33 protein-coding genes and 1 pseudogene are annotated in these 25,021 nt (G+C 44.2%); 2 read left to right on the top strand and 32 right to left on the bottom strand.

What is annotated here, in order from left to right; genetic code table 11:
• From Xets_RS10390 to Xets_RS10325, 14 genes and pseudogenes are all read right to left on the bottom strand, one after another.
• A pseudogene (locus Xets_RS10390) lies at positions 1-695 on the bottom strand (hypothetical protein); the annotation flags it as partial.
• 10 nt (positions 696-705) lie between these two features.
• Entirely contained in the window at positions 706-1,332 is a 627-nt protein-coding gene (locus Xets_RS10385) for a DUF2612 domain-containing protein (RefSeq protein WP_187651600.1), read from the bottom strand.
• On the bottom strand, positions 1,332-2,522 hold the full coding sequence (locus Xets_RS10380; protein WP_187651599.1) for a baseplate J/gp47 family protein: 1,191 nt from the start codon (positions 2,520-2,522) through the stop codon (positions 1,332-1,334). The genes Xets_RS10385 and Xets_RS10380 overlap by 1 nt, the downstream gene beginning before the upstream one ends.
• Positions 2,519-2,872 (bottom strand): hypothetical protein, encoded by a 354-nt coding sequence (locus Xets_RS10375; RefSeq protein ID WP_187651598.1) that lies wholly within the window; start codon positions 2,870-2,872, stop codon positions 2,519-2,521. The genes Xets_RS10380 and Xets_RS10375 overlap by 4 nt, the downstream gene beginning before the upstream one ends.
• Before the next feature lie 2 nt (positions 2,873-2,874).
• Entirely contained in the window at positions 2,875-3,453 is a 579-nt protein-coding gene (locus Xets_RS10370) for a phage baseplate protein (protein WP_370588223.1), read from the bottom strand.
• A gap of 91 nt (positions 3,454-3,544) precedes the next feature.
• Positions 3,545-4,435: a hypothetical protein gene (locus Xets_RS10365; protein ID WP_187651596.1), complete on the bottom strand. Its 891-nt coding sequence runs from the start codon at positions 4,433-4,435 to the stop codon at positions 3,545-3,547.
• A 258-nt stretch (positions 4,436-4,693) separates the two neighbouring features.
• The gene (locus tag Xets_RS10360; protein WP_187651595.1) at positions 4,694-5,440 is read right to left on the bottom strand and encodes a phage baseplate protein; all 747 of its coding nucleotides are present in this window, start codon (positions 5,438-5,440) and stop codon (positions 4,694-4,696) included.
• A 99-nt stretch (positions 5,441-5,539) separates the two neighbouring features.
• Entirely contained in the window at positions 5,540-5,833 is a 294-nt protein-coding gene (locus tag Xets_RS10355) for a type II toxin-antitoxin system RelE/ParE family toxin (protein ID WP_099132327.1), read from the bottom strand.
• A complete protein-coding gene (locus Xets_RS10350; protein ID WP_099132328.1) occupies positions 5,823-6,077 on the bottom strand; it encodes a type II toxin-antitoxin system RelB/DinJ family antitoxin in 255 nt (84 codons plus the stop codon). Before Xets_RS10350 ends, Xets_RS10355 begins: the two co-directional genes overlap by 11 nt.
• A gap of 111 nt (positions 6,078-6,188) precedes the next feature.
• Positions 6,189-7,034, bottom strand: a complete 846-nt coding sequence (locus Xets_RS24655) for an ORF6N domain-containing protein (RefSeq protein ID WP_255430598.1) — start codon at positions 7,032-7,034, stop codon at positions 6,189-6,191.
• A 275-nt stretch (positions 7,035-7,309) separates the two neighbouring features.
• Positions 7,310-8,098: a Rha family transcriptional regulator gene (locus Xets_RS10340; RefSeq protein ID WP_187651594.1), complete on the bottom strand. Its 789-nt coding sequence runs from the start codon at positions 8,096-8,098 to the stop codon at positions 7,310-7,312.
• A 69-nt stretch (positions 8,099-8,167) separates the two neighbouring features.
• Positions 8,168-8,392, bottom strand: a complete 225-nt coding sequence (locus Xets_RS10335; protein ID WP_187651593.1) for a ClpX C4-type zinc finger protein — start codon at positions 8,390-8,392, stop codon at positions 8,168-8,170.
• Between the two features lie 182 nt (positions 8,393-8,574).
• Entirely contained in the window at positions 8,575-9,486 is a 912-nt protein-coding gene (locus Xets_RS10330; RefSeq protein WP_187651592.1) for a KilA-N domain-containing protein, read from the bottom strand.
• Positions 9,487-9,557: 71 nt separating this feature from the next.
• Positions 9,558-9,713, bottom strand: a complete 156-nt coding sequence (locus tag Xets_RS10325; RefSeq protein WP_187651591.1) for an Arc family DNA-binding protein — start codon at positions 9,711-9,713, stop codon at positions 9,558-9,560.
• Between the two features lie 116 nt (positions 9,714-9,829).
• Here Xets_RS10325 and Xets_RS10320 point away from each other — a divergent pair, with 116 nt between their 5' ends.
• The gene (locus Xets_RS10320) at positions 9,830-10,069 is read left to right on the top strand and encodes an Arc family DNA-binding protein (RefSeq protein WP_187651590.1); all 240 of its coding nucleotides are present in this window, start codon (positions 9,830-9,832) and stop codon (positions 10,067-10,069) included.
• Between the two features lie 36 nt (positions 10,070-10,105).
• On the opposite strand, the gene Xets_RS10315 is transcribed toward Xets_RS10320, so the two are convergent.
• The gene (locus tag Xets_RS10315; protein ID WP_187651589.1) at positions 10,106-10,951 is read right to left on the bottom strand and encodes a hypothetical protein; all 846 of its coding nucleotides are present in this window, start codon (positions 10,949-10,951) and stop codon (positions 10,106-10,108) included.
• A gap of 121 nt (positions 10,952-11,072) precedes the next feature.
• Here Xets_RS10315 and Xets_RS10310 point away from each other — a divergent pair, with 121 nt between their 5' ends.
• A complete protein-coding gene (locus Xets_RS10310) occupies positions 11,073-11,534 on the top strand; it encodes a hypothetical protein (protein WP_187651588.1) in 462 nt (153 codons plus the stop codon).
• A 19-nt stretch (positions 11,535-11,553) separates the two neighbouring features.
• On the opposite strand, the gene Xets_RS10305 is transcribed toward Xets_RS10310, so the two are convergent.
• The 17 genes from Xets_RS10305 to Xets_RS10225 form a co-directional block, all read right to left on the bottom strand.
• A complete protein-coding gene (locus Xets_RS10305; RefSeq protein ID WP_187651587.1) occupies positions 11,554-14,079 on the bottom strand; it encodes a lytic transglycosylase domain-containing protein in 2,526 nt (841 codons plus the stop codon).
• A gap of 66 nt (positions 14,080-14,145) precedes the next feature.
• Positions 14,146-14,667, bottom strand: a complete 522-nt coding sequence (locus tag Xets_RS10300; RefSeq protein ID WP_187651586.1) for a hypothetical protein — start codon at positions 14,665-14,667, stop codon at positions 14,146-14,148.
• A gap of 65 nt (positions 14,668-14,732) precedes the next feature.
• Positions 14,733-14,900: a hypothetical protein gene (locus Xets_RS10295; protein ID WP_187651585.1), complete on the bottom strand. Its 168-nt coding sequence runs from the start codon at positions 14,898-14,900 to the stop codon at positions 14,733-14,735.
• Positions 14,901-14,941: 41 nt separating this feature from the next.
• A complete protein-coding gene (locus tag Xets_RS10290; RefSeq protein WP_187651584.1) occupies positions 14,942-15,352 on the bottom strand; it encodes a hypothetical protein in 411 nt (136 codons plus the stop codon).
• Positions 15,352-15,801 (bottom strand): hypothetical protein, encoded by a 450-nt coding sequence (locus Xets_RS10285; RefSeq protein ID WP_051875439.1) that lies wholly within the window; start codon positions 15,799-15,801, stop codon positions 15,352-15,354. Before Xets_RS10285 ends, Xets_RS10290 begins: the two co-directional genes overlap by 1 nt.
• Positions 15,802-15,813: 12 nt before the next feature.
• Entirely contained in the window at positions 15,814-17,268 is a 1,455-nt protein-coding gene (locus Xets_RS10280) for a DUF3383 domain-containing protein (protein WP_187651583.1), read from the bottom strand.
• A 9-nt stretch (positions 17,269-17,277) separates the two neighbouring features.
• Complete coding sequence (locus tag Xets_RS10275; RefSeq protein ID WP_187651582.1) at positions 17,278-17,763, bottom strand: hypothetical protein; 486 nt, start codon at positions 17,761-17,763, stop codon at positions 17,278-17,280.
• Positions 17,751-18,131 (bottom strand): hypothetical protein, encoded by a 381-nt coding sequence (locus Xets_RS10270; RefSeq protein WP_222941560.1) that lies wholly within the window; start codon positions 18,129-18,131, stop codon positions 17,751-17,753. Before Xets_RS10270 ends, Xets_RS10275 begins: the two co-directional genes overlap by 13 nt.
• Before the next feature lie 71 nt (positions 18,132-18,202).
• Positions 18,203-18,613: a hypothetical protein gene (locus Xets_RS10265; RefSeq protein ID WP_187651581.1), complete on the bottom strand. Its 411-nt coding sequence runs from the start codon at positions 18,611-18,613 to the stop codon at positions 18,203-18,205.
• 68 nt (positions 18,614-18,681) lie between these two features.
• The gene (locus Xets_RS10260) at positions 18,682-19,152 is read right to left on the bottom strand and encodes a hypothetical protein (protein ID WP_187651580.1); all 471 of its coding nucleotides are present in this window, start codon (positions 19,150-19,152) and stop codon (positions 18,682-18,684) included.
• A 2-nt stretch (positions 19,153-19,154) separates the two neighbouring features.
• On the bottom strand, positions 19,155-19,568 hold the full coding sequence (locus tag Xets_RS10255; protein WP_187651579.1) for a DUF4054 domain-containing protein: 414 nt from the start codon (positions 19,566-19,568) through the stop codon (positions 19,155-19,157).
• Positions 19,568-19,921, bottom strand: coding sequence for a hypothetical protein (locus tag Xets_RS10250; RefSeq protein ID WP_187651578.1), 354 nt, complete (start codon positions 19,919-19,921; stop codon positions 19,568-19,570). The genes Xets_RS10255 and Xets_RS10250 overlap by 1 nt, the downstream gene beginning before the upstream one ends.
• Positions 19,922-19,988: 67 nt before the next feature.
• A complete protein-coding gene (locus tag Xets_RS10245; protein WP_255430597.1) occupies positions 19,989-20,921 on the bottom strand; it encodes a major capsid family protein in 933 nt (310 codons plus the stop codon).
• A gap of 160 nt (positions 20,922-21,081) precedes the next feature.
• Positions 21,082-21,528, bottom strand: coding sequence for a hypothetical protein (locus Xets_RS10240; protein ID WP_222941559.1), 447 nt, complete (start codon positions 21,526-21,528; stop codon positions 21,082-21,084).
• 51 nt (positions 21,529-21,579) lie between these two features.
• Entirely contained in the window at positions 21,580-22,812 is a 1,233-nt protein-coding gene (locus tag Xets_RS10235) for a DUF2213 domain-containing protein (protein ID WP_187651575.1), read from the bottom strand.
• Between the two features lie 2 nt (positions 22,813-22,814).
• Positions 22,815-23,519 carry a phage minor head protein gene (locus Xets_RS10230; RefSeq protein ID WP_187651574.1) on the bottom strand — a complete coding sequence of 235 codons (705 nt, stop codon included), beginning with the start codon at positions 23,517-23,519 and terminating at the stop codon, positions 22,815-22,817.
• Entirely contained in the window at positions 23,503-25,014 is a 1,512-nt protein-coding gene (locus tag Xets_RS10225; RefSeq protein WP_255430596.1) for a DUF1073 domain-containing protein, read from the bottom strand. Before Xets_RS10225 ends, Xets_RS10230 begins: the two co-directional genes overlap by 17 nt.
• Positions 25,015-25,021 lie beyond the last annotated feature (7 nt).

The raw sequence follows: 25,021 nt of genomic DNA, 5'->3' as shown, positions 1-25,021 counted from the left end.
ACTGAGTAACCAATCGGTTTGCCCCATTCACCGGATTTCAATGTCGTACGCGGTGTGTGAGTTTTGCCTAAATTAGTCCGTTCCACCCGTTCTACGGTTCCCGCCAAACCGAGGTTTTTCACAAACTCCTGTTTGTTGGGGATATCGGCGCCGTTTCGGGATTTTTCCAGGCGTGTGTTCATAGCATCGGTTACTGATTTTTGGCTCATTACCTGTGATATACCACTGCCTACAGATTGAACCACATCCGATTTATCGAATTTTTTATTCAATTCATCCAAAATTTGATTTGTATTAACCAATTTCCACGCTGAGTTAATTTTATCTGCTGACTCAGTATTAAAATTGATTTTATTATTATCAATTAAACTCTGAAACTCTTTCGTTTCATCATCGGACTGTAATATTGCTCCCTTTGGATATCCGTTAATAGAATTAGCGTATTCCTGAGAGAATTTATATTTACCCCCCTTGGATAAATGAACGATATTATCGGATATCTGATTTAGGATACCATTAAAATCTCTGCCGCTGGGAGGTAATCCACCTGCCGCTACAGGCATCATTGTGATTTGTGGAAAACCAGTGTCCCACGTGGCCTTCTGGTTGGGTAGGTCTGATTTATAGCTTGCAGGTATCTCGTCCTTTTGCCCGTTCTGAGCGAAAGGTTTCGGTATTAAATTTGGGTTTTTCATTATTCACCTATTATGCAAACGATGCTTGATCGAATGGTTGAAATCCAGTTCCATAAAATCCAAAATATTCACCTAATGGTAACTCTATGATACTGACTTTTACTCCAGATGGACGAGGTAATATCTGTCGATTATAAATTAAATTCTTTTCCAACTCAGATAATCGATATTCAAATACATATCGAGCAGTCATATGTCCGGTTATTAAATAATACGAACGACCATTCAAAAAACAGCATTTTAGAAATTTATTAATGTTAGGCGCGGTCACATATAAAATATTCGAATACGCCTTCATTAGTATAACATTTCTGAATGTATAATCATCCATCATATATGATGCATCCACCCCTCCAGAATAAAATGGCGACTGATCGAACGGGGTGAATTTTTGAGTCTCTTTAAATCCAAAATAGTCAATATTTGGGTCTGGTATGGACAGATCCCTGCCAATGCCAACAATCCTGCTCCAGATATCCAACCCAAACCCTCTCGCCGTGAGAACATTGACCGCCAGATGATAAAATTCGTCTGCATTAGCTCTGGGGTCGATAGTTTCATTAACTGAGTTGAGGATGGTACAAATGGTAGGACTATTGGCGTACTGGCTGAGTAGTGTCTCTTTTATATCAATCATTACTCAATCCTTATATCATCTATGGATAATGTCGGGAATTCATCAATACCGAAATCCAAATAGTTAACTGACGTATTGTGTTGCCGTGCTATTTGAATCGATATTATCCGCTCTCGCGTTGATTGAGCAGTTGCGCAAATATAGTCACTGGCAATCAGTCGCTTAGCTATCCGGCCTTTACCCCTGCCCGTCTCGAACTCACTCAGGATCGCATTGCGAACAGCTATTTTATCCTGATGCGTTAATTTCAATTTATCCTCGAACGTAACAATAAACTCAATAGGGATGTGATGCGGCCTGATAAATTTAATGTCATAACTAGGCGGGAGGTAGGGGAAATTATCCGTGTCCTCATATTTGACCATTGTATTCCCTGCAAATGAACATCCAGAGCCGGCCTTTGCCAAAATCTGCCGCGCTATCTCATTGTCATCGCCACCCACCACAGAAACAGCGATAGAATTTCTGATCAACGGATAGCTTGTTACCCCAACTGTAATAGTTTCATTATTTGGATTATCGACAACATAACAATCAACGACATTGTTGATATTGGAGACTGCGCCATAGGTGGCGGCATTGGTATTTTTGGCATTGACCGCGACAGACTCCTGTCGTCTTAATTCAAATTCCTGCCGTGATTCCTCATCTTTGCCAACAATGGCCGCCGTTTTATTGATGGCCGAGTCAACACCATTGATGTTTTTGACAATGCGGTTAATAGCCCCTGCCGAGGCTATAACTCTGCCAGCAACATCACAGTAAACATTAACCGCCACCAATCCATCGTCACCAACTCTGGACTCTGTCTGCGTGCTCCATGTTTTCCCTGAGTCATCAGTAATCTGAAATCCAACCGGAATAACCGTGTTTGCCAGTCCGTTAATCGTGATTTCGGCCACTGATTTTGTTGCCCGTTTGCGTTGCAGGAAATAGATATAGGCCAGTGCATCCTGCATCATGCCGTCAGCGTAACGTGGGTCAAAGCTGTTCAGGAGGTTAACAAAGAAATTGCGTTCGTCGGTGATAATGGCTGTCAGGGTAGTAACCAATTGTCCCTGTGGAGTGTTCATGTCGGTATTGAGATTGTCACCAAAGCACCCTTTAAGTACCTGCCACCAGCCATCTATCACCTCCTGAGTTGGCGGGGCTAATATCCCATCAGGTGTGATTTGTAGTTTAGGTATCATAGTTCTATTACCCCCTCCCGCCCGTCAATATCGGTAAAATTAATTCGACCTCTCACTATCCGGTCATTTGCTGTGCTCAGTTCTGCCGTGGCTGAAACTACGCCATTAACAGACATTGCAGCGTCCTCCAAATACTTCCGGTACATCGCCAGTGAGTATCTGTTTTTCCCCAGAATCTCTTCCAGATACGGAATTCCCGCCTCTTGTGAGTAGTACATATCTTTCACAAACACCCGACAGGCATTGGCTACTGATTGCGCTCTGGCGTACTGGTCTGAGGCAATAGCGAGGTTTCCCGCCGCATCGAGAGTTAGATCCCATGTGGCAGGCATTAGAAATAATGTCCGCATGATTACGCCTTCTGGTTAGGCGGGCTGGTATTTGAACCTTGCCCGTTATCGTGGTGATTATGACTGTTGTAGACTGTCCGCATTCCCGCCATTGATAGGGAATTAGTGGTTGTGTTATCGGTGATATCGCTCTTGGCATGAATGGTACTGGTTGTCTCTACTGGTGCATCTAAAATGATCTTTGTACCCTTGACATTCACTACCCCTGTGGAAACAACATTGATTCCGTTTTCGAGGAAATGAACATACTGGCTAGGTACACCGTTGAGTAATCCACCGATATAGAGACTATCAGCCCAATCAAATCGCCGCTTACTCTCAGGTGGAACTGACCTCTTGGCTCGCTTCACCTTTGAAATATCACGGGTGCAGACGAGGCAAATTCCCAAATCACCTACTTTCGGGTCGAGAATCACCGCATTTGCGCCGCCCTGATACCGGAAATACGGCACATTGTAGACGGTGGCATTCTGGTAGATATTGCCTGCACCATCGACCTGTTGCACCAGGGGTAAAATATCAACATACCCCACAGGAGCGACGCCACCGCCCTTAACTTTTTCCACCCTGCATATTGCCACCGTTCCTATTTTCCCGATGAGCGACCAGATAATGGCCTCTTGACTACGAGCGCCGCCCGCCGTAGTTTGTGGGTCGTATAACGACACCCGTTCATTTTTTGATTGCGACATTTTTATCACCTCTCCGGTTAGCTGAAACTTCCATGAACCATTGCGCAGAATCCTGTTCAGTTTCTAAAATCGTCCTGATTCCGTAGATTAGCCAGTCTCCATTACAGATACCTATCTGGCTGCCAGTAATTCGCACGATGCCACCGAACCTCACCAGCGGGTCATAGAAACATTTGAATTGGACGCCGATCATGGTTGGAACCGGATAACCAATTAATCCTGTTTCAGGTGAGATAGCCGGGATTTTTAATGTTCGTCGGGGGGAATCTTTGTAGGTAACAGCAATATTTTTATTTTCAATATACAAATCCAGATTGGCGGCATGAGCCAGTTGCCGGATTTTTTCGATTTCAGTACCATGCAGATACGGATCGGATACGCTGACGCTGACATCATTAGGCTCAAAAGTGTACCTGATGCGTTTACAGATGTTGCCCATGATATTCACCACATCGTGCTCGCCCTCGTAGCTTTCTGCATCAACGCCCATCATTTTATCCAGTACAGCAGTCTGGGACTCAATCACCAGCGCCACATTAGGCACATCGCCAAAATCGGGATAGGCAAAGGTAATGCCACCTTTAAAAACTTGTGATAACTCTTCACCTTCCTCGCCTGCTTCAATCGTCATGTTATTACGCAGTGCCTTGATATCGTTCCACTTAATACGCAATAGTTTCTCCATTGTCTCCATTGGCAGGCCATAGGCTTTAATTCTGGCATGAGGCGTAATAGCACCATTGCCATAGTTAATCTCAGCACTGACCCGAAGTCCGGTTGAAGAAAGTTTATTTTGATTGCTGGAGGTAAATGATTCGTCTTTGCCTGAAAGCGTAAGCGTGATTTTGATTACTTTTCGGTTAAATTTCATCGTTCCATACCAATTTATAACGGGAGCCGAGGCCGGAATATTCAGGGTCAGAGTTACCCTCGATATCAATAAATACCAGCCACCTACATATATATGTGAGATTTCGACAAATACGGTTACAGACCAGATATTCACCATTCTGTTTTACTGTGGCGAATATATTTTCTAATCGGGTTTCAAGCGTTAATTCAATTAAATCTGTCCCAATAGAGAATGAGGTCGTTTGGTTTGGGATGGGGGATATTGCTATTTCAACAATCACAATTGGAATCCTCCAGATAACCATTTATTAAGTTCTTTTAGTTTCCCTCCGGTTAATTGATCCGCAAATTCATAGGATTCCTTCATTGCATCATTAAATGCTGATTCAGGATTACTTATTACATATTTCCACCACGACTTATCCCCCTTTTCCACTCGCTGCTTCTGAGATTCCACTTTTTGCGTCTGGTCGCCCGTATCCTTTTTCTTAGCATCATCAGGATTTTTGACCTCTTCCTTGCCATATTCAACCTTCACCTCCCTGACCTCCTCTAGATGCACATTAACCTTGAGCAATGTCGCCCCGTCTTTGGATTCTCGCGCCAAATCGTAGCCAACGATAGCCGCATTGGTGTAGACAAATTCAGGCGTGACAACATGAAATTTGAGTGTGCTTTTTGCCAGAATTTCCAGTTGAGCCAAGAAAGCGCCGCGCTCCAGAGTTCCGCCTGAGCCCTTGGTGAGTTGTACAGTGACTTTGTACGGGTCACTCACTTTGTTATAAGTCGCAAATGAGCCGTTCTCTATCGGGGCACTCACAACCCGATACTGGTTCTGGTATTGCAGGGATATCACGCTATCAGCCAATAACAGAGGGATTCCGTATTGATTGAAAATCCCCCAATAATTACCAAACAGCTTATTTATCAATGCAGCACCGCCTAGGCTAATACCTGCATCCAGTGCGGCGTCAGGAATTCCCTTCCAGTTGGGTATATCGGGCATTTTGGGTAGGTCTGGCATTCCAAACATAGGCACCTCATTTTTGGACGCAAAAAAACCGCACGAGGCGGCTTTAGATGTGAAAAACCCGCGAGTGCGGGTTAGTTATGAATTTATGGCTTATCGTGCAATTCGTTCGCTGGCTATCTTATAGGCTTTCGAGTCTTCTCTTTTGCCTACCGCTATCACCCAGATCACAATCTCTTCATCTATCACCTGATAGACAAGACGAAATCCAGAAGAGCGAAGTTTTATTTTAAAACAGCCAGCTAAATCACCATATAATCTGGCTGACTCGATATAAGGATTATCTTGTAGCTTCCGTAGTTTCTTTTTAAACTGCTCACGGATGGTATCATCCAGCTTATGCCATTCCTTTAAAGCACGCTCGTCAAACTCAATGTTAAATTTCATCGATATTTACCCGGATGCGTTTAGCGGGATTTTTTAAGCGCTCCCTCACGACATCAAGAATATCCTCATCTTCGTCTTGCTCCGAGACCATCACGGATACTTCTGTGAACGGCAGTTTCTCATTTTCTGCTACATAGCGTAGAAAGAGCCGCATGGCATCGGAAGGAGATAGATTCAGTTTTTCAAATGCCTGATATGCATTCTTTTTAAGTTCTTCATCCACTCTGATCTGAATTGTGCTCATAGCATCACCATATGTAATTACGTTTGTATTACATTGTACATTATTGCATCTATTCCGCAATGAATTTTACGAAAGTTTCGTAAAACCAGCCGTCCGTGGCTTGGGGTTAGTTCAGTAGCTAGCCTTTCGCTCAAGGCCATTTTTAAGGGCTAAGACAGGACCGCTCACATTACTAAATGCCCCATTAAACGCATGCGCTATATCAGGTGTTAAAACAGATAAATGTGGATTGAGGGTATCCCAAGTATCTTTGAGGTGCATTAGGTTTTTATATAAGGCATTGGCGTTTCTGAGTTCAGATGATAAGTCGATGCTTGGTAATTCTTCCCGACCAAGGAACTCACCCTCAATTGCTTTAGTCGCCAGATACTCTATCGCAGAGGGAAGCTGGTCGTTGGTTAACTCATTTATATGACCTACCCCGAACTCATGATGAATCATCTGGAACAGCTTTTTATTACTGACTCCATATTTACCCATCAGAGTATTAACCAGTCCACGAAGAGGGGTACGGTCTTGGGTTGTGGTTTTCAGTGCAACTGGTTCCGCTTCTTTCTGGTTGAAGTAAAAGTCTTCCAGCTTCTCGAAAACATCCCATGCCTTGTCAGTATCTAACATCTTAGCGTGACGAGCAGCGCCGCGTTCTGTCCAGAGGACGAGGCTTCGTGCTTTTGGTGAAATTTGTAACTGACTAACTGTCAGTCGCAAATTTTGTGACTTACTTAAAGTAAGCCGCAAATCTTTAAGTCCTTGCCCAGCAACCTTGAAGAAGTGTTTACCTTCTACAAAACGGCCTTTATTTCTGGAATGATTAACCTGAATGTTAATAACATCTGTTTCATAAACGTTAGCCAACAACTCAGTAGTAATAACTGGAATGCTGTTGTGCATAATGGCGGTCATACTTTGTACAGAATTAGAGGTTTTACAAACTTCATTAACTGGTATACTTAACATGTCTATATTCCTCGGTAGGTATTAGATGTTGTATAAGAAGCCCCTAACTGTCCCCACGACGGTTGGGGGCTTCGCCGTTTTAGCGCGTTCTATTTATCTCGTGATTGTAACGTTTTGTAAAGATAATCCATTACAAAGTGCGAAGCGCTTCGAATATTCAACCATTTACACACGTAATACGCGTAAATATGTATTGTTAATACTGATTATCACTGTTAGATTGATCAATTAATCTAAATAGATCAGTATTTGATCGCCGTCCATGGCTCTAATCCTTAAGCTACTTCAACGCCGTGAATCAAATGCCTGAGCGCCTTGATACCGTTCTCATTGTAACGAAATGCCTCAACCTGCTTATCTGAGTGAGCAGACTTATCCAAAAAGAACTTACCATGTTGTTCATTTTTGAGTTTGTGCTCATTGGCAACTCGTCCGATTTTGTTTGCTGATACATCCAGCATTTTTCCAACTTCACCAGCCGTGTAGTATTTCTCTTCTAGTGCAGGGAGAGGGATTGCAGCAAAACCAACAATAGGATTAATCACTGAGGCGGCAAATGACTGCTTAGCCAGATGATCCAGATTAGGCAGAAGAGTAGTTAGCCTCTCAATTGACGCAATATTCTTTTCTAGAGCAACAGACTTCAATTGCTCTGCTTTGGCGAATCGGTATTCAGGAAGACCAGATTGACTCTTGGTGATCTTTCTTACGTTAGATTCCAGAGCAAACCAACGGTCAATGACTGCCGCTCGTCTTTTAACGTCATAACCAGTAACTAAGATTTCTGTGTGGCGGCGGTCTAGTAGGAATTCGTAAACATACCCTCTGTCATCAAAATTTACTTTAACACCTTGAATTTTATAATGAAGCAAAAAGGCCATCATCTTATCCTTGTCGGTATCCCACTTATATGATTTAACATTTTCTCCATTATCAACCGCGTACAGCGCAGGAACCATAGCTCGAATATCACGATGAATATCGCTAATTCGTTTACCTGTCAGTTCCGCGATCTCACGGCTTGACATAGTGACAGCTTGTGTTGCAGGTGCTAAAATTTTCATAGCGTTATTTTCCTCGTAAGATTTGACGTTTTAGAAGCCTCGTTGGTGCCAGCCTTCGAGGTTTCGACTTTATTGAGTCTGCTGTTCATTTCCTTCACCAGTATTCTTATTTGCGTTATTCATGTTATCTTCAATACATGAAGCGAGAATAGTTACGCAGTCACTGATGCATGACGAGCATATATACCCATACAGGCCAGCGATAAATAAATGACTTTTTTTGCTGTCTTTGCTGTTTCTGCCACAAATACTGCATCCAATATTCGTGTTCACTTTCTTTATTTCCAATGACATTTCATTCTCCTGTTTTTCGTAATACTTCGTTTTAATTGCATCTAGGATAAATAACTTGCTGTTCCCCTCAAAGGAAAAAAGGGGACGTTTTGCGGTCTTTTATTAGATTTATTGTGTGACTATTCCATTTGTTGGAAAAATTTATTCTCACAGGTTAATTAAAGCCATCCTTGGCTTACTGTTTATTTTGTTAATGATTCCCGTCTGAGATTATTTAGAATTCGGGTGTTATCAAAAATGTTTGGCGTGAGATGAGTAGTTAATCTCTGGAGTATTGATTGCATCATTCCAGCATTAAATGCACTTTCTCTTGGCATGGTGTGAAAATCCTTAGCCCGTTTATGTTCTGCTACATCTAAAAGCGGGTAGATATCATCCATAGCAGCACGACACATCATTAAGTAGTGCCATGACCAGCACAGGGTGATTAATTCATCATCAGATAATTGCGACTGCACTTTTGGTGCGGGTAATTCTTCTTTAGCAATATATTCACCCTCCAATGGTACTCGTGCAGCTAAAGAAAGGGCTTCTGTGAACTGTTCACTCTCTATTTCTTTGTAAGTACATCCAAAATGAGTTTTCAGGGCTGACCACATAGTTATCATTGCTTTAGCTTGGCTCTCTTTTGGTAACGCCTTGCCACGATTGAGAACCAGTTGTTTGATAGCCTCTTGCTGATCTGGTGTGATACGTCCGGCTATCTGTTTGGGCTGTTTACGGGGTTTGGCTTCTACATCTATTTGCCCCGTAACAAGCGCATCGTAGGCGCGAATAACTTTCAGGGCGAACGCAGCGCTGATCCACATGGCATAAGAATAGACCAACTCTTTACAAACATAAGTTCCACCATGGCGGCCCTTACGTGAATCTACAGGTTTAAATGCTCGAATCTGAGCATTTAGGATTTCATCAATTAATTCAACGGTTTTATCTGAGCGTAACCAGTTTGCCGGTTTGTTCTTCTCTTCGCCACCAGATGCTTTATGTAGATCGTTCAGTGAGTAACGACCCTGAGTATCTTGATGGATAGAGACATCAGAGATAATAATTTGATTAGTGTTATGTGACTCACGAATTGCTATACTATTCATGTCAGTTTTCCTCAAGATTTCTGGCAATTTCGAAGCCCTGATTGTCGCAAGCAATTAGGGCTTCACTGTTTTTAAGCATTTATATGCCCATCATCTTTTAAAGTTTTCATCACTCGCTGAACAATTTCTGCATTGAATGAACGCCCTTCTTGTTTAGCTACCTTTTGAAGCAATTTTTTTAAGTCTATTGACATCCTTAATGTATATGCTGCCTTATCCTCTTTCATGGTTCATCTTCCTTTTTGTGATTCTTTTTGATATCACAAAGATATAACTATGAATATATCATGTCAAGGGTAAAGTGAATACAATTTGATATCAATATGATTATCGGCTGAGTTCAATGAAAAAAGTTAGAGATATAAGTCCATACAGCATACGAATGCCTGACGAGTTAAAGGAGGCGCTGACCGGAAGAGCTAAGAAGAACGGGCGTTCTCTTAACTCAGAGATGGTAATGATTCTACAATCCGCCATAGACGATGAATCACAACCTAAAAAGATTGATGAGCTAGCTCAACTTGAGGCGGATAAATTCAAGGCTGCTTTGTTAGAAACATTGAAGAAAATGTCACATGAGTAAGCCCCTACGGGGCTATTTTGTTATCACTGCAAGTAGTCATAATTTTGAGTCTCCATTAAAGCCGAATCGTTTTTCAAATTCAGTCTTGTATTTCTCTACGAAATTTTTCATTTTATCAGTCCGTTCACTTATTGATTTTTCCGTTATTTCATACCGCTCTACTAATTGAATAATTTCCTTTTTTTCATCCTCAGTGAAGTTTTTTTCAGTATATTCATCTCCGTTTCTGTTAACCAACAGCGCGATTATTGATATAAACTCATTGCAAGATGCAGTTGTATGACACTCTTTACCTAAAATATCTTCATTTGGGATGTAGTAAAGATAAGTTAATCCGTCCATGACTTTAGAAAAATTAATATTTTTTTTAATCTGGGTTTCTATGTAACTATCTGTTGATACACAGTTATTAAGAATAGGACTATCCATAACAAACCCTGCACCTACACATACCATATCTACTTTTGAACCCGGCACTAAATTCAAAACATAAGGATCTTCTTTATCAACATTGTACATGGTGCTACCAAGAAAAAAATCAGGGCTTTCAGTTTTTACTACAGCTTGACCAATAAAATTTTCAGTCACACTCTCAGTAGTGCCATGCACTCTAATTTTTTTACCCTTATATTTTTTATTAGCAACAAGCTCATTTTGCTTATATTCTCTATACAACTGAACAGAAGAATACGAACCATTCACATCTTGAAAAAATTCTGTTTTTTTCCCACTTTTAGCAGAATTGATTCCACGTTTAATAAAAAATCCAGACAAAATCGTCTTGAAATTATTAAAAGCAGCTTTATTTTGAGGCTCAGGAATACCAGCAGCATTAGCAATGCTAGACACTAAAAATAAGACAGCAACACATATCCTTAACATTCATCACCCCGTGTAATGATTAATTTGCTCCAAGTATAACCATTGCGCTCAAATAAAACACAGGCTAAACAAATTAGTGTTATGCTGTCCACATAGATCAACTACTTTGAGGTGCAATGTAATGAGACTAATAAAAGCCGCACTCCTTATAATTGCTACTGTAATAGCATTACCTTCTCTGGCAGCAGAAAATAAAAAATATGAGTCGATGACTTATGTAGGTAATGATTACTATATGGATATTCGCGATGGTGAAATATATGGTATTTATGATGCACCCAAGAATAATTCAAGTGATGTTTCAGGCTATTGGTTTAATTGCTCTGACCCCGTTACAAAACGTGTTACGGTTATCTCTGTTTCACCAGATGAAAGAACTGTAGAAACTTTTAAAGTAAAAGATAGTGATGGTAACTATGAAACCTATGATATATCCCCAATCTACAAAGATATCCCTCAATATGCTTATAACTATATCCGCTATCTGATAAAGCAGGATGCCAAGATAAAATTAACATCCCGCGGTTGCGGTAGCGGTCTTTACCCCACCTTTGTATCTGCCGAATCTATCAAACAGTCTTGATCTAAGCGGGGATTCCCGCTTAGCCCATCGATGTCATAATCTGAGAAAGGCTTAATCTTGCGGCTTCGCCTGCATCCGTTACGGTTCCAGTTACCGTATTTGCGGATGTGACTACATTAATGTCTCCGTTAAGGTCTACTTTGACATTATTAGTTGCACCAGCCATAGGCATATTCCGTATTCTTTCAGTCTGAGCGAGGAACTCATGAGGTGCGTTCATATCCATATTTGGAATAAGTGGCTGGGTCATTCTTGCTTGGAAGTCAGAAAGTGACTGTACAATTCCTTGTGCTTTTCTGTCTTTTTGTTCCTTTGCCATGTTCTTTTTGACTTCACGGATATAATCACGAGTTTGTTTTGGCATTTTTTCCATGCCATTTCGCTTCATTTTGCCTTCTCCCCAATTATATCCAGCCAATTCCTTATCCAGATCACCTTTAAATTTTCTGGATAAATTACCAAGCATCTTGGCTGCGGCATCTGATGATTTATACCAATCGAAAACATCATCACCTTTTAACCCATATGCAGCGGCAGTTTGAGGTATAAATTGAAATGGGCCTTTAGCCTTTCCATATTCCGTCTGAGGCCCTATAGCGAATCGATTACCCGATGATTCAGCCATTGCTACACCATACAGTAAACCCGGATCTAGCCCCTCCCTCTTCTCAAGCTCCATAAAATACCCTCTCATGGAATCAAGGGCAGCCTGACCTTGAAGCTCATTTGCATTGCCTTTCTTGGCGTTAGGTAAAGCTTTAGGTTTATTCTTTGCACCATCAGCAGCGATTTTTGCAGCCTTATTAAATGAATCAACGGTACTTCCCACCACACCAGACCAGTTAACTCTGCCTTGCTCATCTGTGTTGCTCTTTACTATATTTGTGCCCACCTGTATTGAATCGGTGATGAGCTTCGCTTCGGGTAATGATTTTGCTGTATCAAACAGCACTTGGCCTTGCTCTGATACTGTTTCGGCGTTTGTTAGCTTTTTGACTGTTTTTACGGCTTTAGCTGCTTTAACACCTACTTTCGCCATATCTTTAGCTGCTGAATCCCAGTCAAAGTTATCAATCTTGGATTTTAGTTCGCTGAATGCCCAGATAGCACCGGCAAGCAGTGCGCCCGGCAACCCAAAGAACCTGAGTAAGCCTAATCCCGCCAGTGTCAGCGAGGTTAAAACTCCAGCCAACCATGGCCCACCAAGAAATAATGCTAGGCCGCCCAAAGTTAATTTGAATCCGTCCAGATCACCCTTGGAATCAGTGAACCATTTCCCGATAGTGGTATCTTTGAACCATTTTCCAAACTCACCCAGTTTCTTAAGTATCCACGTGATTGATTCATCCCACTCTTTCCAGTTAAGTACAGAATCCCCGCCTTTTTTCCATGTCTGGTAATCGTCATACAATACCCAGAGTGCAGCAGCAAGGGCAAGAATGATTCCTGTAGTACCAAGCAATGGAGCAAAAGCCAGTAGTAACATACGGCCTACACGGAATAATACTGGGATAAGCGTCAGTGTTAAAAAGACTGATAGCAGTCTAAATACATTAAGAGCCGTCTCTCGGTTTTTATTCAGATACTCAAGAAAGCCTGTCATCATTGTAGACAGCTTGAGTAACCTTGGAATGAGATAATTAGCAACAATGGTTTTCAGCCCCTCCCATTGCTGGCCGAGTACTGAATTTTGCTCCCTGAGTTTACGGTTAAGCTCCAGTTCCTCTTTGGTGGATATGACTACGTTTTTCTGCGCGTCCAGACGTTTCTGAATGGCGTCTCGCCCCTCTAACAGAGTGTTGATAGTGCCCTCATCCAGCCCCATATTCTTAGCGATATTATAAGCTTGTGGGCGCTCCATCTGGGACATACTGTCTGCCATATCCAGTAGTATATCGTCCAGATTTCTGATTTTCCCGTAGGAATCTACCACCCCAACACCTAGCGCATTGAAAAATGGCAATATAGACGCATCGCCGACTGTAACCAAATCCCACAGTGATTTATTGAGACTGGACATGGTGGCCGCCATACCGTCCGCGCTACCACCAGACATTTCCGCGACGTTCTGCCACTTTTTGATGGTGTCCGCGTTCATGCCTAAATTTTTGCTTAGAAAGTGAAGCTGATCGTTAGACTGTGATACCTCGCTAACCAATTTTGCCAGCCCGCTAGAGACGAAAATCGTCGTGAACAGGCCTGCAAGTGCTTTAACAGCGCCGTCAACGGACTTACTCATTTTCTGAGTTTTATCGGAAGCGTCACTGAGTTTGTCGGAAAAACTCAATACAACATTAGATGTATTTTTAGTGGTTTTACCGACAATTTCAGTCGATTTAGTCAAGGATTGATTAGACTGGTTCAAATCTTTTGAACTGTCCGCAGCCTTATCGGTTCCATCTGACAATTTCACTACCGTAGTAGATGCGCCATCAGCCTTCTTATCCAGATCATCAAGTGCTTTGATTGCTTTGTTCGCATCACTGGCAAAACCGGACATGTCCAATTTTAACGCGACAAGCAGCGTGTCAACTAAGGTCGCCATTGGGACTCCTTTTTTAGAAACAAAAAAGGCCGCACTTGCGACCCCGTACAGATAACTCAAGACGCTTTAATCAAGTCTTGAGTCTGTAAAGCTCATCATGAGCAATTGCTTTATTGCAGAACATACTTCAATGAAAGAATCATCTTCTGATGGAGAAGATATAATGAGTTCTTTCTGTCCATTGCCTACATCAACATGAAGATTTTCATTTATTATCCACATTGAAATACTAACAGCATGAAGATCCCCCCCTGTCAAAGGTGAATCATCCACGGTAGTAGCTATCTTGAATTTTAACTCGTAGTTTTCACTTAGACTGAGTGATTCTAAAGGTTTTTTATGGAACTTGCCTTTTTCATCCACAGATCCAATTGAAACATAGCTATATTCATCACCTTCACTATCCCGCCAAACACTATTTGTTAGTGATAATGAAGCCCAATACTCATGGACTAACTTATGTCCATACTTCTGTAACTCAGCCTTGCGAAGTCGATACTTGCTTTCAAGATTAGTTCTTTGTTTCTTAATGTCTTCATAAGTAATTGACATGCCTTTCTCCATGAGTTCGTTATTACGAATAAGCATGGTTACCACCTTTAGAAAAATTTAACTGTGACTTAATCGGAAAAGATCATTAATTGGCAGATGCATTAATCATGGTTGCCACTCAGTTCCTCTATCAAACGTTTGTTGTATTCACTGACCTGATGCACCTCGATTAGGTTCAGCGCATCTTCGAGACTGTATATCGTGGCGAGTTCGGAATAGGTTGCGTACCCTGATGTAATAACCTGATACGCAACACTGGAGACATTCAACGTTTCAGCTATGACCCCATCTTTCAGCGGCAGGCCAGCTTTTAATTTTTCAAGCTGAACCCACCGCCTTGAGTTAAAAAATCGATGTGGATGACGAAGGCTTCTTTTCTCAGCAGGAACATTGTTTTGACATCACTGATATCAGAATTGAATTCGATGCTACGGGCATTGCCGCCAGACGGAACGATTTGGACACACTCCAGTAACTCATCCAATAGCGGAATGCCGACATCAGGATCGATACGGGACAAAGCCTTAACAGCCACCTGAGCCATGCCCATCATACCCATTTCAGGACGAATATCGCCGATATCAATGCCGCCATTAGCGACGGCAAATATGGCTCTCATTGCCCAGTTATCGGCTTTAATAACGGGCATCTCAGTGACAACAAATGTTTTACCTGCATCACGACCGGATTCGATAGTGATGGTTTTTGATTTCAGAGCCATTATGCAATTTCCTCAGCGCCGTTAGTGATCATGTTGAATTTATAACTGGTTCCGTCTAGCAACTTCTTACCGCTGGCACCACCCGTCATACTGATTAGCCCACCAGTGCCGGAGTAGCGTTTTCCAATGGAAGGCATCTCAACAATGATGTCGATATATCGCGCTTCCATGTTGCTATTGAAGTCTTTGCGGATGTTTTCCAATATCTGTGTAGATGGGCTATTGGCCTCCAGATACAATGTCCATGGTGTTTCATGGGGGATGTAGCCCATAGACTGTTTACCATCCACCCCGATACGGGTTTCTCCCAGCGTGACCTCGCCGAACTCCCATGCATTGTCAGCCTGAAAGCCGTTAATAGTGACGTAATCATCATAAATCCCTTTGCATCTCAGCATCAGTACCGAGTTCGCTGATGTGATCGTGCGTGGGTTATGTCCCATTGGCATAATGTTGTCCTCTTACTGAACGTTGATTGAGGGAAGAGTGATTTGCTGGACACTGCCACCATCGGCATACCAGAGTTTCAACGGCATGGATTTACGCAGACCGCGAGTCTGCGCCGGAGTCTCACCGATACGCAGACACCAACCTTCTGTCTGAATCTGGGCGGCAGCATCAAAACCTGCCTCAACGTTAATCTGTTTCTTTTGTTGCTCAGATAAAGTGATACCGCGCTGAATAGCGCCGAAATTCAGCATCTGATCAATCGGGTCTTTGATGGCTGCGCGGTGGATAGCTCGGCCTGTTTCGTTGTACGGAATGGATTTGAACGAGGTCAGCATCGTCATTAATGCCAATTGCAACTGACTGTTCAGATAAACCTGATTGACATAGCTATCCAGCCATTTGAATTTACCGGAGATTGAACCCTGATTCACAAAGACAAACCGGTCGTTTGCCGTACCGTAAGCACCGTAGAAATTGAATCTCAGCCGTAGCAGTTCATCAGCCAGCGCCTTATCGGTTACTGTCGGAATCAATCCCTCCTGACGACGGAACGCAAATGTTGCGCGGCCGTTCAGCTCATTGAAATTCAACGATGCTGCATAGGTACAGGCAAATGCGCCATGAGTATGATCGCCGTACATCAGGCATGTACCGCCAATCTCTGATTCACGGATAGCCGTTGAGATTACTTCCAGTGCTGCCAGTTCGCTACTGAACGAATACAGCACATGCACATAGCGGTCATTTTGCACCGTCACCCATTTGGAGATAGCCAGTTTCTCGTCAGAACTGAAATCACCAATCGCCATAATGGAAACAAAATTACTCACCTCTTTGGTAATGCGCGGCATTAGTTCATCAATAGTATCGGCATTGATGCCATCGTTTTTCTGTGCGTTTTTTTCTGTCAGCCCCATGTATTCAGCCAAATCGCCCGAACCGAAACTGATAGTGCCGGCACTACCTTTTGTTGCACCTTCAATGGTAAACGTGCGGCTGGTTGCGTCATATTTGCAGGTGCCAGCCTTCGCCAACGATGCAGATACCGCCTCTGCTAATGCGGAGTAGGATTTGATATCGGCAGGGGTGATAGTGACCGTCTGCTTCTTACCGTCAATATCCAACTCCAGTCCCTGTGGAATGTGGTTAAAATCTCTGGTTGGCACTTTACCGCCGACCAGTTTTGCCGCCTGATTGGTTGTCATCATGGATGCGATATACAACGTTTCAGGTCGGGATGTTGAGCCAACAAATCCGGCAAAATAAACCTGTGCCGCTTCGTGTTCTTTGGATTTAGTCCCAAAGATTTCAGCAACCTGTTCGGCAGAACCGAATGCCTTCACCCCCAGCATGGAGCTTGGTGTGCTTTTGGTAATAAATAGGGCGTTCAATGCCAGTGGATTTCCGCCCGTGCCAACGACACCGGGCAGAACACTGACGATATCACTCGCCGGAATAGTGTTCATGAGTTCACCTTAAATAGAATTGATATCAATAGAGAATTTGTCAGTGCTATCGATTGAGTAGGTTATTTCGGGGTTGTATTGCAGTTTGATTTCGAGCATGACGCGGTTTTCGTATTGGTTAGCCTCATTCACCAGTACGTTTTTCTTGGGCTGATCACTGTAAAGTGGCTGACATTTCTTGAGCCGTGCCGTGGTGTAACTGGACTGCCACAGATTGGCCACCACCCGCGCCCGTGAATCTGCGTCCACCCCGTAAAAATCTAACTGTATTGTCAGTTCTACTGAGCGTTGTGCTGTGATTTCTGACGATTCGTGATGGTAATAATTAGCGATATAATCAATATCACGCTCAAACAGGACGTGCATCACAATGCCGTTTTTGGGAGCAGGAACACCGTTTTGGTAGCCCTGAACCACATCACACTGGAATAATTCAATGAGATATTTTCTTAACTCAATAAATATATCCCTGTGAGTTACCGTTATTGTCGCCATAGCAGCACCTTAACCCATGTCGGGTAGGATTCGATGACCTGCGTGACATTCCACTCAGACGCGTCATCCTCACCATAAGCAGCAAATTTCATCTGGTCAGAACCTTTATCTTTCGTTCTGCGCAATGCTGAGATTTGCCCTCTCGCGTAGGCATAGATGAACTGCCCTTGTTGATTGATAACACCGAGATGATCTAAGTCTCGTGTGCTCAAGCTTTGTAGCTGCACGGTAATGTCATGCTCTGAGTAATCGGGGATTTGCTCCCCAGCTTCATCAATGGTGTAACCGTTGTTCACGACCAGAACGGCAGTAATGTTGGGGTTAACAGTGGTGATGAGGTTGTTGGCGATGTCTCTGACATTTATCATTTCTCACCTTTTGGGTACAAAAAAGCCGCACTAGGCGGCATTGGGGTTGGACGCTTAAACACTGAAGCAATTTATTTATTATTTTCAGCTTGTTGCTTTCGTATTTTAATCACGGCAATTGCTCCTTCTTCTAAAAGCACCCTTTTACTTCTCCAAATATTTCCTTCTCTCACGGATTCTTGCCATTCTACAACTTCCGAATATTCTTCCTCTGGATACACACTTTTAAATGCAGCAATATTTGCATCTTCAACAGCTTCGAAATGCTTACCGCAAATCTCAACAGCTTCTGACGAAATTTGTACGGCTGCTTTATTAGTGCTTATAGCTTCTTTTTTCAGATATTCCGTAGCACACGAAGTTAACTTTCTTCGCTCTTCAAGTATCTTAGCGCGATACGAATCATTCGCCGAACCGGTATCAGCGAGTGCATTACCGAGCCCCACAACGAATAGTGTAGTTAGTGCAAATTTCAGCTTCATTGTTATCACCTTCAATTAAGTCGTAAGATGATAACAGAAATGTGACATTTGAATGATTAGAGGGCACTTCACTCCCCACCTTTGATAACTTCGTAATCAATCGCCCTTTGCAAGCTGCCGGAATCAACCAACGTCTGATTCGGTGATGCCCGCTCCTTGCGTACTTTTGCTGCTACCGTTGCCGGGGCATTAGGGGGCGGCAATGACTGCTCGATACTGTCCTTAATGTCCGACGCCATTATCATACCCAAGGTATTAAATGCCGCTTCAATACCACCAGCTTCCTGCAACCGTCCGCGAATCTGAGCGCCGATGAGTTGACCCCATTCACCCGATTTATTAGCGATGGTGCTGCGCATAAAGGGGCGTGGCGGAATATTGCGTGTACCAAATTCATTCGCGGCGGCATACGGGGCGATTGGCTCGCCTGTATCTTCGTTAGTTGCGCCTGCCAGTATGCCGGCATTGACCTGAATCGTTTGCGTGCTGGCGATGCGTTCCAGTGCTGACCTGAGCTTATCGCCACCTTTGATAGCCATGATTACCCCCACGGATGATAATGTTTCACTGCTGAATAGCGTCCACCTACAACATACTTACGGGTCGCCTGCCAGTACATTTGCCCGCATGGTGTGGTTTTAAACCATGAGGCATTGGCAACATCTGGAACAGCAAACGAGACGCTCACTGAACCCTCTGAGGCATTGGCGGCTGGACCAGCTTGATCTCGATTTCCCCATAGCGTTACCGTGGCAATATGACAGGTCAGTAGATAAAGCAATGTCTTGCGTTCCTGTGTACCATCAGGCTCATAGGGGGTAATCGAATTATCAGAGTTATCAAGCAGCAAACAGGCCACATCAAATGCCTGTTGTAATTGCCCTTCGGTCAGGATGCCAGCAAATCGAGGGTACAATTTCAGGAATTCGCCACTATCAAATGTGACGATAGCCATCAGGCAGTCTCCTTCGCTGGCTCTGTTGTAGTCTTGCTGGTATCTACTGGCTCACGACCGTGGCGTAGCTCTTTTTTCTCACTGGCTTTGTCGTTAGCACTGGATGCTTTTTCATCCCAGACACACAGATGGTTTTTGAATATTTCCATCTCACCATAGGTTCGCAGGATGTAATCCCATTTATCCGCATCTACCGTCGTTTCCCCATAGAGACCAACGGGAAGCGTACCTTTTTCCATTCCAAACAGACGAAACGCGTTTCCTTTCAGAACCACGTTGGTGCCATCCGGTATCGGGAACGCAATCCCATGCGGATGATTCAGGCGGACATTAACGGTTTTACCTTTAGACATGCTTCTTTTCTCCGATATAAAAAATGGCCTCCTGAGAGACCATTGAATATTAATTGTGATGTATCAGTTACATGCCCGTCATTTGGGCAATAGCGGCAGGGATTCGGATCACCGCACCATAAGTGGTTGACGTGAATTTCTGCGAGAAAGAAGACAGTTCAGGCACAATACGACCCGCCCGCATCTTCTCACCAAAGCCCAACAATCCCGTTTCCATGCCCGCCACTTTCGGAGCAATCATCTGCATGGTTTCACCGCTGGGGCCACCCAGTTGCGGTAATGAGACAATTTTGAGTTTGCTGAAATATGTTGTCAGCATTTTCATCACAGAAACGTTAAAGTCAGTAGCATCGCCCAGTTGTACACGCAGGCTTGGCGAGATGGTCAGAATTAACTCATCACTCTCTGACACCAGCCCCTGAGTCTGATTTACCAGCCGGGCAAACAGATTCAGGATATCCCGGTAGCGTTGCTGCGTGGTTTTATCCAGCCATTTGGTTGAGCCTTTTTCTCCCGCAGGCGCGGCTGCGATGGCCGGGTTTAAATTCGGGTCGTTCAATGCACCGTAAATTTCACGACCCGCCACCCCCAGTAGGTAAAACTTGTTACTGTCGATATCGATGATGGTCGCCGCTGCACGCTGTTTATCCGCTGCCAGATTGATTTTCGCTCCAGAGGCCATATCCGCTTCTAAGTCGCCGTACTGGATAACGGTCTGGAAGCGGTACTGCTCGCGAGTATGGTGCTCGTAGTTTGTGCCGGATTTACCAGAATGTCCGAAATCCGAATAGGCGGCAGTATTACCTGTGACTTCATTCGCACGCCATTTCATATAGGGAGTTGTCCAGTCCCCGCGTTTCTCTTCGCTGAACACCTCGCGGGCATTACGCACGGCGGTTAAGATTTGGATAACAGTCGGGTCTACATAGGCCAGCAACTCTGCCGGAACGGTCGAGTTTGGCGAAGTGATTAACGCAGCATCTTGAATCAATCGTGGCATATTACCGGGGGTGATCCATTCGCGTGCGCCGTTGAAAATAAAGCCATAGAGCTTGGCTTGTTCAAAAGAAGGTGTACTCATTCTGTTCTCCATGCACGCATGAAAAAGCCCACCCGTCATTGCAGAGTGTCGTCATGCGTGAAAATGTTCGGTCGGGTAGTTAGGCGGTATGCCAGTTAGAAATGATGGCTAGATTACTGTCAGCGTCGTAGTATTTGACAATCCAGTCTGTTTTGACGTGACCGTCAATCGTAGCTTTTGCATCCCCTGTTTGAATACTGCCATCAGTTGCAGACGTAAACACCGCCTGACCAATGGACGCATTCTGATTGGTTGGCGCACACCAGAAATCACCCCGAACCGCAACAGTAACATCCGTATAGGCTGGGATAGTCATGGTTGCAGGCGATATCAGGTTGTAGTTGTAGTACGCCAATATACGTTCAACGAAGCCCACGGGCGCATCTTTGCCCGTTGTGGATGCCTTGACCTGTTTGAACGGATCAGAGCCAGCAAAGACGAAATGACCAATAGTGATATCACCCTCTGACCTCGGATTGCCCTGCGTGTAAATAACCGTGTTTTGTGTGGCCCTGTCACCGGGCACTGCCGGAGCGTAGTACAGACCAACCTGTTTTTGTAATGCCATGATAACCTCTTAAATTTTGATGTTTTTCAAACCAGCAAACGGTCCTTCCAGACTGCTTGGTGCAGCATCCATCACCGGATTATTTGTAAATGCCGACGGTTTTTGTGCTGCCAAGATGTCTACCATGCCTTTATACGCGGTCTTGTCGTATTTCTTGGGGTCATAACCCTTATTTTTCAGGGCGTGCGCATAAATCTCTTCGGCACTGTCAAATGCCATCACATCCACTTCACCCACCAGCGGGCGGACTTTTTGCCCGGCTTCATTGAGTGCCCGAAAATGGGTCTTAGCTTGTTCAACCGCCTGATGACGAATAGTGTTGGCGTCCAGTGTTATCTTTGGCTTGCGATCCATAGCGGTTGGTTTCTCCTTTTTTTCCTCTGGGGGAGGATTGTTCACCGTGTTAGGGTCTGCCTGAATGTTATCACCGACAGAATTAGAGGCAGGTTCTCCCTCAACAAGCTCATGAGCGAATTTCATACCACTGATAAAGACCTTCACGGCTTCTTCATCATCAGTCGCCAATCCTAATTCCGTCATTTTTTCTTTTACGGAATCGTTATCTATTACGAATTTCTCCGGCTTCTGATTCTCAGGTGGCAGAGCCGCATTCGGATCATCTTTCGCGATAACATCAGGGTTATCAATTTTGTTTTCTTCTGACATCTCTTGTACCTTCAATTGAGACGGCAAGCCGTCATGTACGTATACATCGGGACCCGCCCGACCTTCTTTGACCAGTGCCACATGATTCCCTCGGATATTTCTCATCACGAAATCATATGTAGCCCCGTTAAACTCACCCGACGTGAAGTCGGGTTCAAAAAAATAGCCGCAACTCAACTCCTTGAGCGAGCCATCCGCAATAGCATCAATCGCCCTCTGGTCAGTGACGGTTAATGCGTTGTCCAGATAGGGTGAGTCCCATACTGGCGTTGTTCCAATGGAACCCACCCGCAGCTCTTTTAATGGCTGCCCTGCACTATCCTGTTTATGAATATAAAGGAGGGGGACACCGTTAAATGTTGATTGGGCTTTTCCCAATTCATCCCCAGGGCGATAACCGTAATACATCCGGTCTGGCTCTAGCCCCAGATCTTCCCAGCCGGGGATCTCCCGACCGATATACGGCACTACTTGCTCTTTTGTGAGATGCGTTTGGGAGACGTGGAGATAGCCGTTGTCATCAATACGTCGGCGGCTTCCCTCGTCAAACACGACCGAGTTTTTTTCTTTAGACATTGTTAATCACTTCCAATTTGAGGAATAACAGGGCGGAAATCGCACTTACAGTTGATGAGTTCTCCGGGGTGAATATGCCGCTGTACATGTGGATCGTAGCAACCCTCACTGAGTTTAAATCGTTGACCATTCATTTTTATGTGCGACTCGCGATAGGATTTACTACCACCAGCGCGGTGTACCCAAATCCCCTCCGTAATACCGGAGGATTTACAGCGCTCCCGCGCAATAGCGTTGGTTGCCTTGGCATTCTGATCGCGGGCAATCGTCTTAGCCCGGCTTTCCGTCAGGCTGTAGCGTTTTTTTAGCTCTTCTTTCAGGAATCCGATATCTCGTCCATTAACCACACTTTGCTGCACCAGCGTTTGCACCTGCGTGAGATATTGTTCAGGAATAGACTTAATCAGGCTAACTTGCTGTTCATACAGGCTGTCTAACACATTCTGTACTGCGGGTGTGACACGCATATTGACGGTGATACTGTCGGCTTTCAGTTTGTTTTTGACTGAATTTGACGCATAGGTATTGGCTCGGCTGACAAACCAGACAGCGATTGACTTCGCAATCTGACCAAACTTCGTATTCCATCGCCCTTTGATAGCAAATAATTTTTCCGTTAACTTTTTGGCAGGTGAGGCATCACCGACAATCTCCGGCTGCTGGCGTTTGTATTCTGCTGATATCCAGTAATCAACCGAATCCGTCATTTCCTGAATTAGCCCCTGCATCCGGCGATAATACTCCCTCTCCAGTCCCGCGTTGGGGCGTGTAGGTCGCGCCGTTTTCGATTTCTTCTTCCCCATAATTACCCTCTGGAACGTCATCAACATCCATGCCGAAATAATCACTATCAGGATCGGCTGATAAGCGCCGTCTGACCTCTTTTTCTGAAATCACTCCGGTATCAATCAGTGAAACATCGCGGTCGGTCTTCATTTTCTGAGTTTCCGCTGCGGCTTTGGCGTCATCCTTATTCAAATCAACAAAATCGAAAGTGACGGATTGTGTCAATCGGCCTAATGTGACGATTTGGAGGATATTCAGTGCTTTTTGCAGCCCAGTACGGAAGATTTTCTCTTGCTGGCTTTTCACATGATCATTGTAATTACGGATATCACTGTCCCCGGTTGCATTAAAACCACTGGGCGAGATACCCAATGATTTGACCGCCGGAGTACGGTTTATCACGACAATCAGCTCCAACATTTGGCGAACAATATCAGTCACACCCGACAGCGGCGTTTCCAGCTTTACAATGTCTTCCATTTCCTTATCAATCGCCAAAATGCCATCATTGGAGCGATGCTGGGCCAGATACGCCAATCGAGCATCTAATCCTTTAGTGGCATTAGGGTTGGTCAGAATGTCTTCCATATTGGTTTTTAGCGCCGTGAGCGAGAATTTCTCCAGTAACCGTGCGGCGGAGGTCCGACTGTCCTGAAAGTGGATCACGTAGTCATACAATAACTGCGCCTGTGGCATCCCCATGAAGTTATAACTAGGCTTGAGCAATATCGGCACTTCATTACCACAAATACGAATGAGTCGTGAGGCATGAACCTCTTTCCCTAGTATCCACCACGTGTCCGGATTAAAATAACGGGAACTGAGCGGATCGGTGCTTTCATATCGACCGGGGAAAATGTTAATCGGTTCCACCAGCACAAAGCGTTTAAAATTTTTCAGCTCTGCTGATTTTTCTGAGATATTCAGCGGCACCAACAATTGGCTGTCAGATGCGCCGGTATCAATGAATATCAGGCAACCGCCAAAATAACCGTTAAACTCCGCCGCTTTGTGAAAGACATCTTTGACTCTGAATGCAATCAAAGCATCTTCAATGACCTTCTTGTCTTCGCTGCTGTCAACCTGACCGTCAATCTCCACGGCTTTAATATCAATCCATTCCCGCGTCATATCATCAACGACGGTTTCAATACACGCCCGGATTAGCCCGTTCTGGGTTAATGATGACAGTGCCGCATACCCCATAAAGGACGGCCCCATCGCATACCCCTGACCATGTTCCCACGCATGCTGAATGAGAGTATATGCCCCCGATGAACTCAAAGAGCTGTCCATTGCCATGACAGCCTCTTTCGGTGCGCCGAGTGTTTTTGCTGGACCGAAGAGGCTTTTCACTTCGCCATACGTAGGGATGTATTGTTCTGATTCCAGCCGATCACAAATAGATTGAGACAAAGCGAAT

Origin of the sequence: Xenorhabdus sp. TS4 (genome assembly GCF_014467265.1) — a bacterium.
In the GTDB taxonomy this organism is placed as follows: domain Bacteria; phylum Pseudomonadota; class Gammaproteobacteria; order Enterobacterales; family Enterobacteriaceae; genus Xenorhabdus; species Xenorhabdus ehlersii.
The sequence above is the reverse complement of the archived record's forward strand: the minus strand, read 5'-3'. Positions and strand labels throughout refer to the sequence as shown.

What these genes read in the sequence shown, in the direction of transcription:
- Xets_RS10280 (WP_187651583.1), bottom strand. Translation starts at nt 17,268, where the DNA reads ATGAACACTATTCCGGCGAGTGATATCGTCAGTGTTCTGCCCGGTGTC.
- Xets_RS10330 (WP_187651592.1), bottom strand. Translation starts at nt 9,486, where the DNA reads ATGAATAGTATAGCAATTCGTGAGTCACATAACACTAATCAAATTATT.
- Xets_RS10365 (WP_187651596.1), bottom strand. Translation starts at nt 4,435, where the DNA reads ATGAAATTTAACCGAAAAGTAATCAAAATCACGCTTACGCTTTCAGGC.
- Xets_RS10340 (WP_187651594.1), bottom strand. Translation starts at nt 8,098, where the DNA reads ATGAAAATTTTAGCACCTGCAACACAAGCTGTCACTATGTCAAGCCGT.
- Xets_RS10245 (WP_255430597.1), bottom strand. Translation starts at nt 20,921, where the DNA reads ATGCCACGATTGATTCAAGATGCTGCGTTAATCACTTCGCCAAACTCG.
- Xets_RS10335 (WP_187651593.1), bottom strand. Translation starts at nt 8,392, where the DNA reads ATGTCATTGGAAATAAAGAAAGTGAACACGAATATTGGATGCAGTATT.
- Xets_RS10305 (WP_187651587.1), bottom strand. Translation starts at nt 14,079, where the DNA reads ATGGCGACCTTAGTTGACACGCTGCTTGTCGCGTTAAAATTGGACATG.
- Xets_RS10360 (WP_187651595.1), bottom strand. Translation starts at nt 5,440, where the DNA reads ATGCCAGACCTACCCAAAATGCCCGATATACCCAACTGGAAGGGAATT.
- Xets_RS10255 (WP_187651579.1), bottom strand. Translation starts at nt 19,568, where the DNA reads ATGGCTATCGTCACATTTGATAGTGGCGAATTCCTGAAATTGTACCCT.
- Xets_RS10355 (WP_099132327.1), bottom strand. Translation starts at nt 5,833, where the DNA reads ATGAAATTTAACATTGAGTTTGACGAGCGTGCTTTAAAGGAATGGCAT.
- Xets_RS10325 (WP_187651591.1), bottom strand. Translation starts at nt 9,713, where the DNA reads ATGAAAGAGGATAAGGCAGCATATACATTAAGGATGTCAATAGACTTA.
- Xets_RS10385 (WP_187651600.1), bottom strand. Translation starts at nt 1,332, where the DNA reads ATGATTGATATAAAAGAGACACTACTCAGCCAGTACGCCAATAGTCCT.
- Xets_RS10235 (WP_187651575.1), bottom strand. Translation starts at nt 22,812, where the DNA reads ATGTCTAAAGAAAAAAACTCGGTCGTGTTTGACGAGGGAAGCCGCCGA.
- Xets_RS10300 (WP_187651586.1), bottom strand. Translation starts at nt 14,667, where the DNA reads ATGCTTATTCGTAATAACGAACTCATGGAGAAAGGCATGTCAATTACT.
- Xets_RS10265 (WP_187651581.1), bottom strand. Translation starts at nt 18,613, where the DNA reads ATGAAGCTGAAATTTGCACTAACTACACTATTCGTTGTGGGGCTCGGT.
- Xets_RS10380 (WP_187651599.1), bottom strand. Translation starts at nt 2,522, where the DNA reads ATGATACCTAAACTACAAATCACACCTGATGGGATATTAGCCCCGCCA.
- Xets_RS24655 (WP_255430598.1), bottom strand. Translation starts at nt 7,034, where the DNA reads ATGTTAAGTATACCAGTTAATGAAGTTTGTAAAACCTCTAATTCTGTA.
- Xets_RS10350 (WP_099132328.1), bottom strand. Translation starts at nt 6,077, where the DNA reads ATGAGCACAATTCAGATCAGAGTGGATGAAGAACTTAAAAAGAATGCA.
- Xets_RS10270 (WP_222941560.1), bottom strand. Translation starts at nt 18,131, where the DNA reads ATGATAAATGTCAGAGACATCGCCAACAACCTCATCACCACTGTTAAC.
- Xets_RS10260 (WP_187651580.1), bottom strand. Translation starts at nt 19,152, where the DNA reads ATGGCTATCAAAGGTGGCGATAAGCTCAGGTCAGCACTGGAACGCATC.
- Xets_RS10315 (WP_187651589.1), bottom strand. Translation starts at nt 10,951, where the DNA reads ATGTTAAGGATATGTGTTGCTGTCTTATTTTTAGTGTCTAGCATTGCT.
- Xets_RS10250 (WP_187651578.1), bottom strand. Translation starts at nt 19,921, where the DNA reads ATGTCTAAAGGTAAAACCGTTAATGTCCGCCTGAATCATCCGCATGGG.
- Xets_RS10320 (WP_187651590.1), top strand. Translation starts at nt 9,830, where the DNA reads ATGAAAAAAGTTAGAGATATAAGTCCATACAGCATACGAATGCCTGAC.
- Xets_RS10290 (WP_187651584.1), bottom strand. Translation starts at nt 15,352, where the DNA reads ATGGCTCTGAAATCAAAAACCATCACTATCGAATCCGGTCGTGATGCA.
- Xets_RS10275 (WP_187651582.1), bottom strand. Translation starts at nt 17,763, where the DNA reads ATGGCGACAATAACGGTAACTCACAGGGATATATTTATTGAGTTAAGA.
- Xets_RS10285 (WP_051875439.1), bottom strand. Translation starts at nt 15,801, where the DNA reads ATGCCAATGGGACATAACCCACGCACGATCACATCAGCGAACTCGGTA.
- Xets_RS10230 (WP_187651574.1), bottom strand. Translation starts at nt 23,519, where the DNA reads ATGACGGATTCGGTTGATTACTGGATATCAGCAGAATACAAACGCCAG.
- Xets_RS10310 (WP_187651588.1), top strand. Translation starts at nt 11,073, where the DNA reads ATGAGACTAATAAAAGCCGCACTCCTTATAATTGCTACTGTAATAGCA.
- Xets_RS10375 (WP_187651598.1), bottom strand. Translation starts at nt 2,872, where the DNA reads ATGCGGACATTATTTCTAATGCCTGCCACATGGGATCTAACTCTCGAT.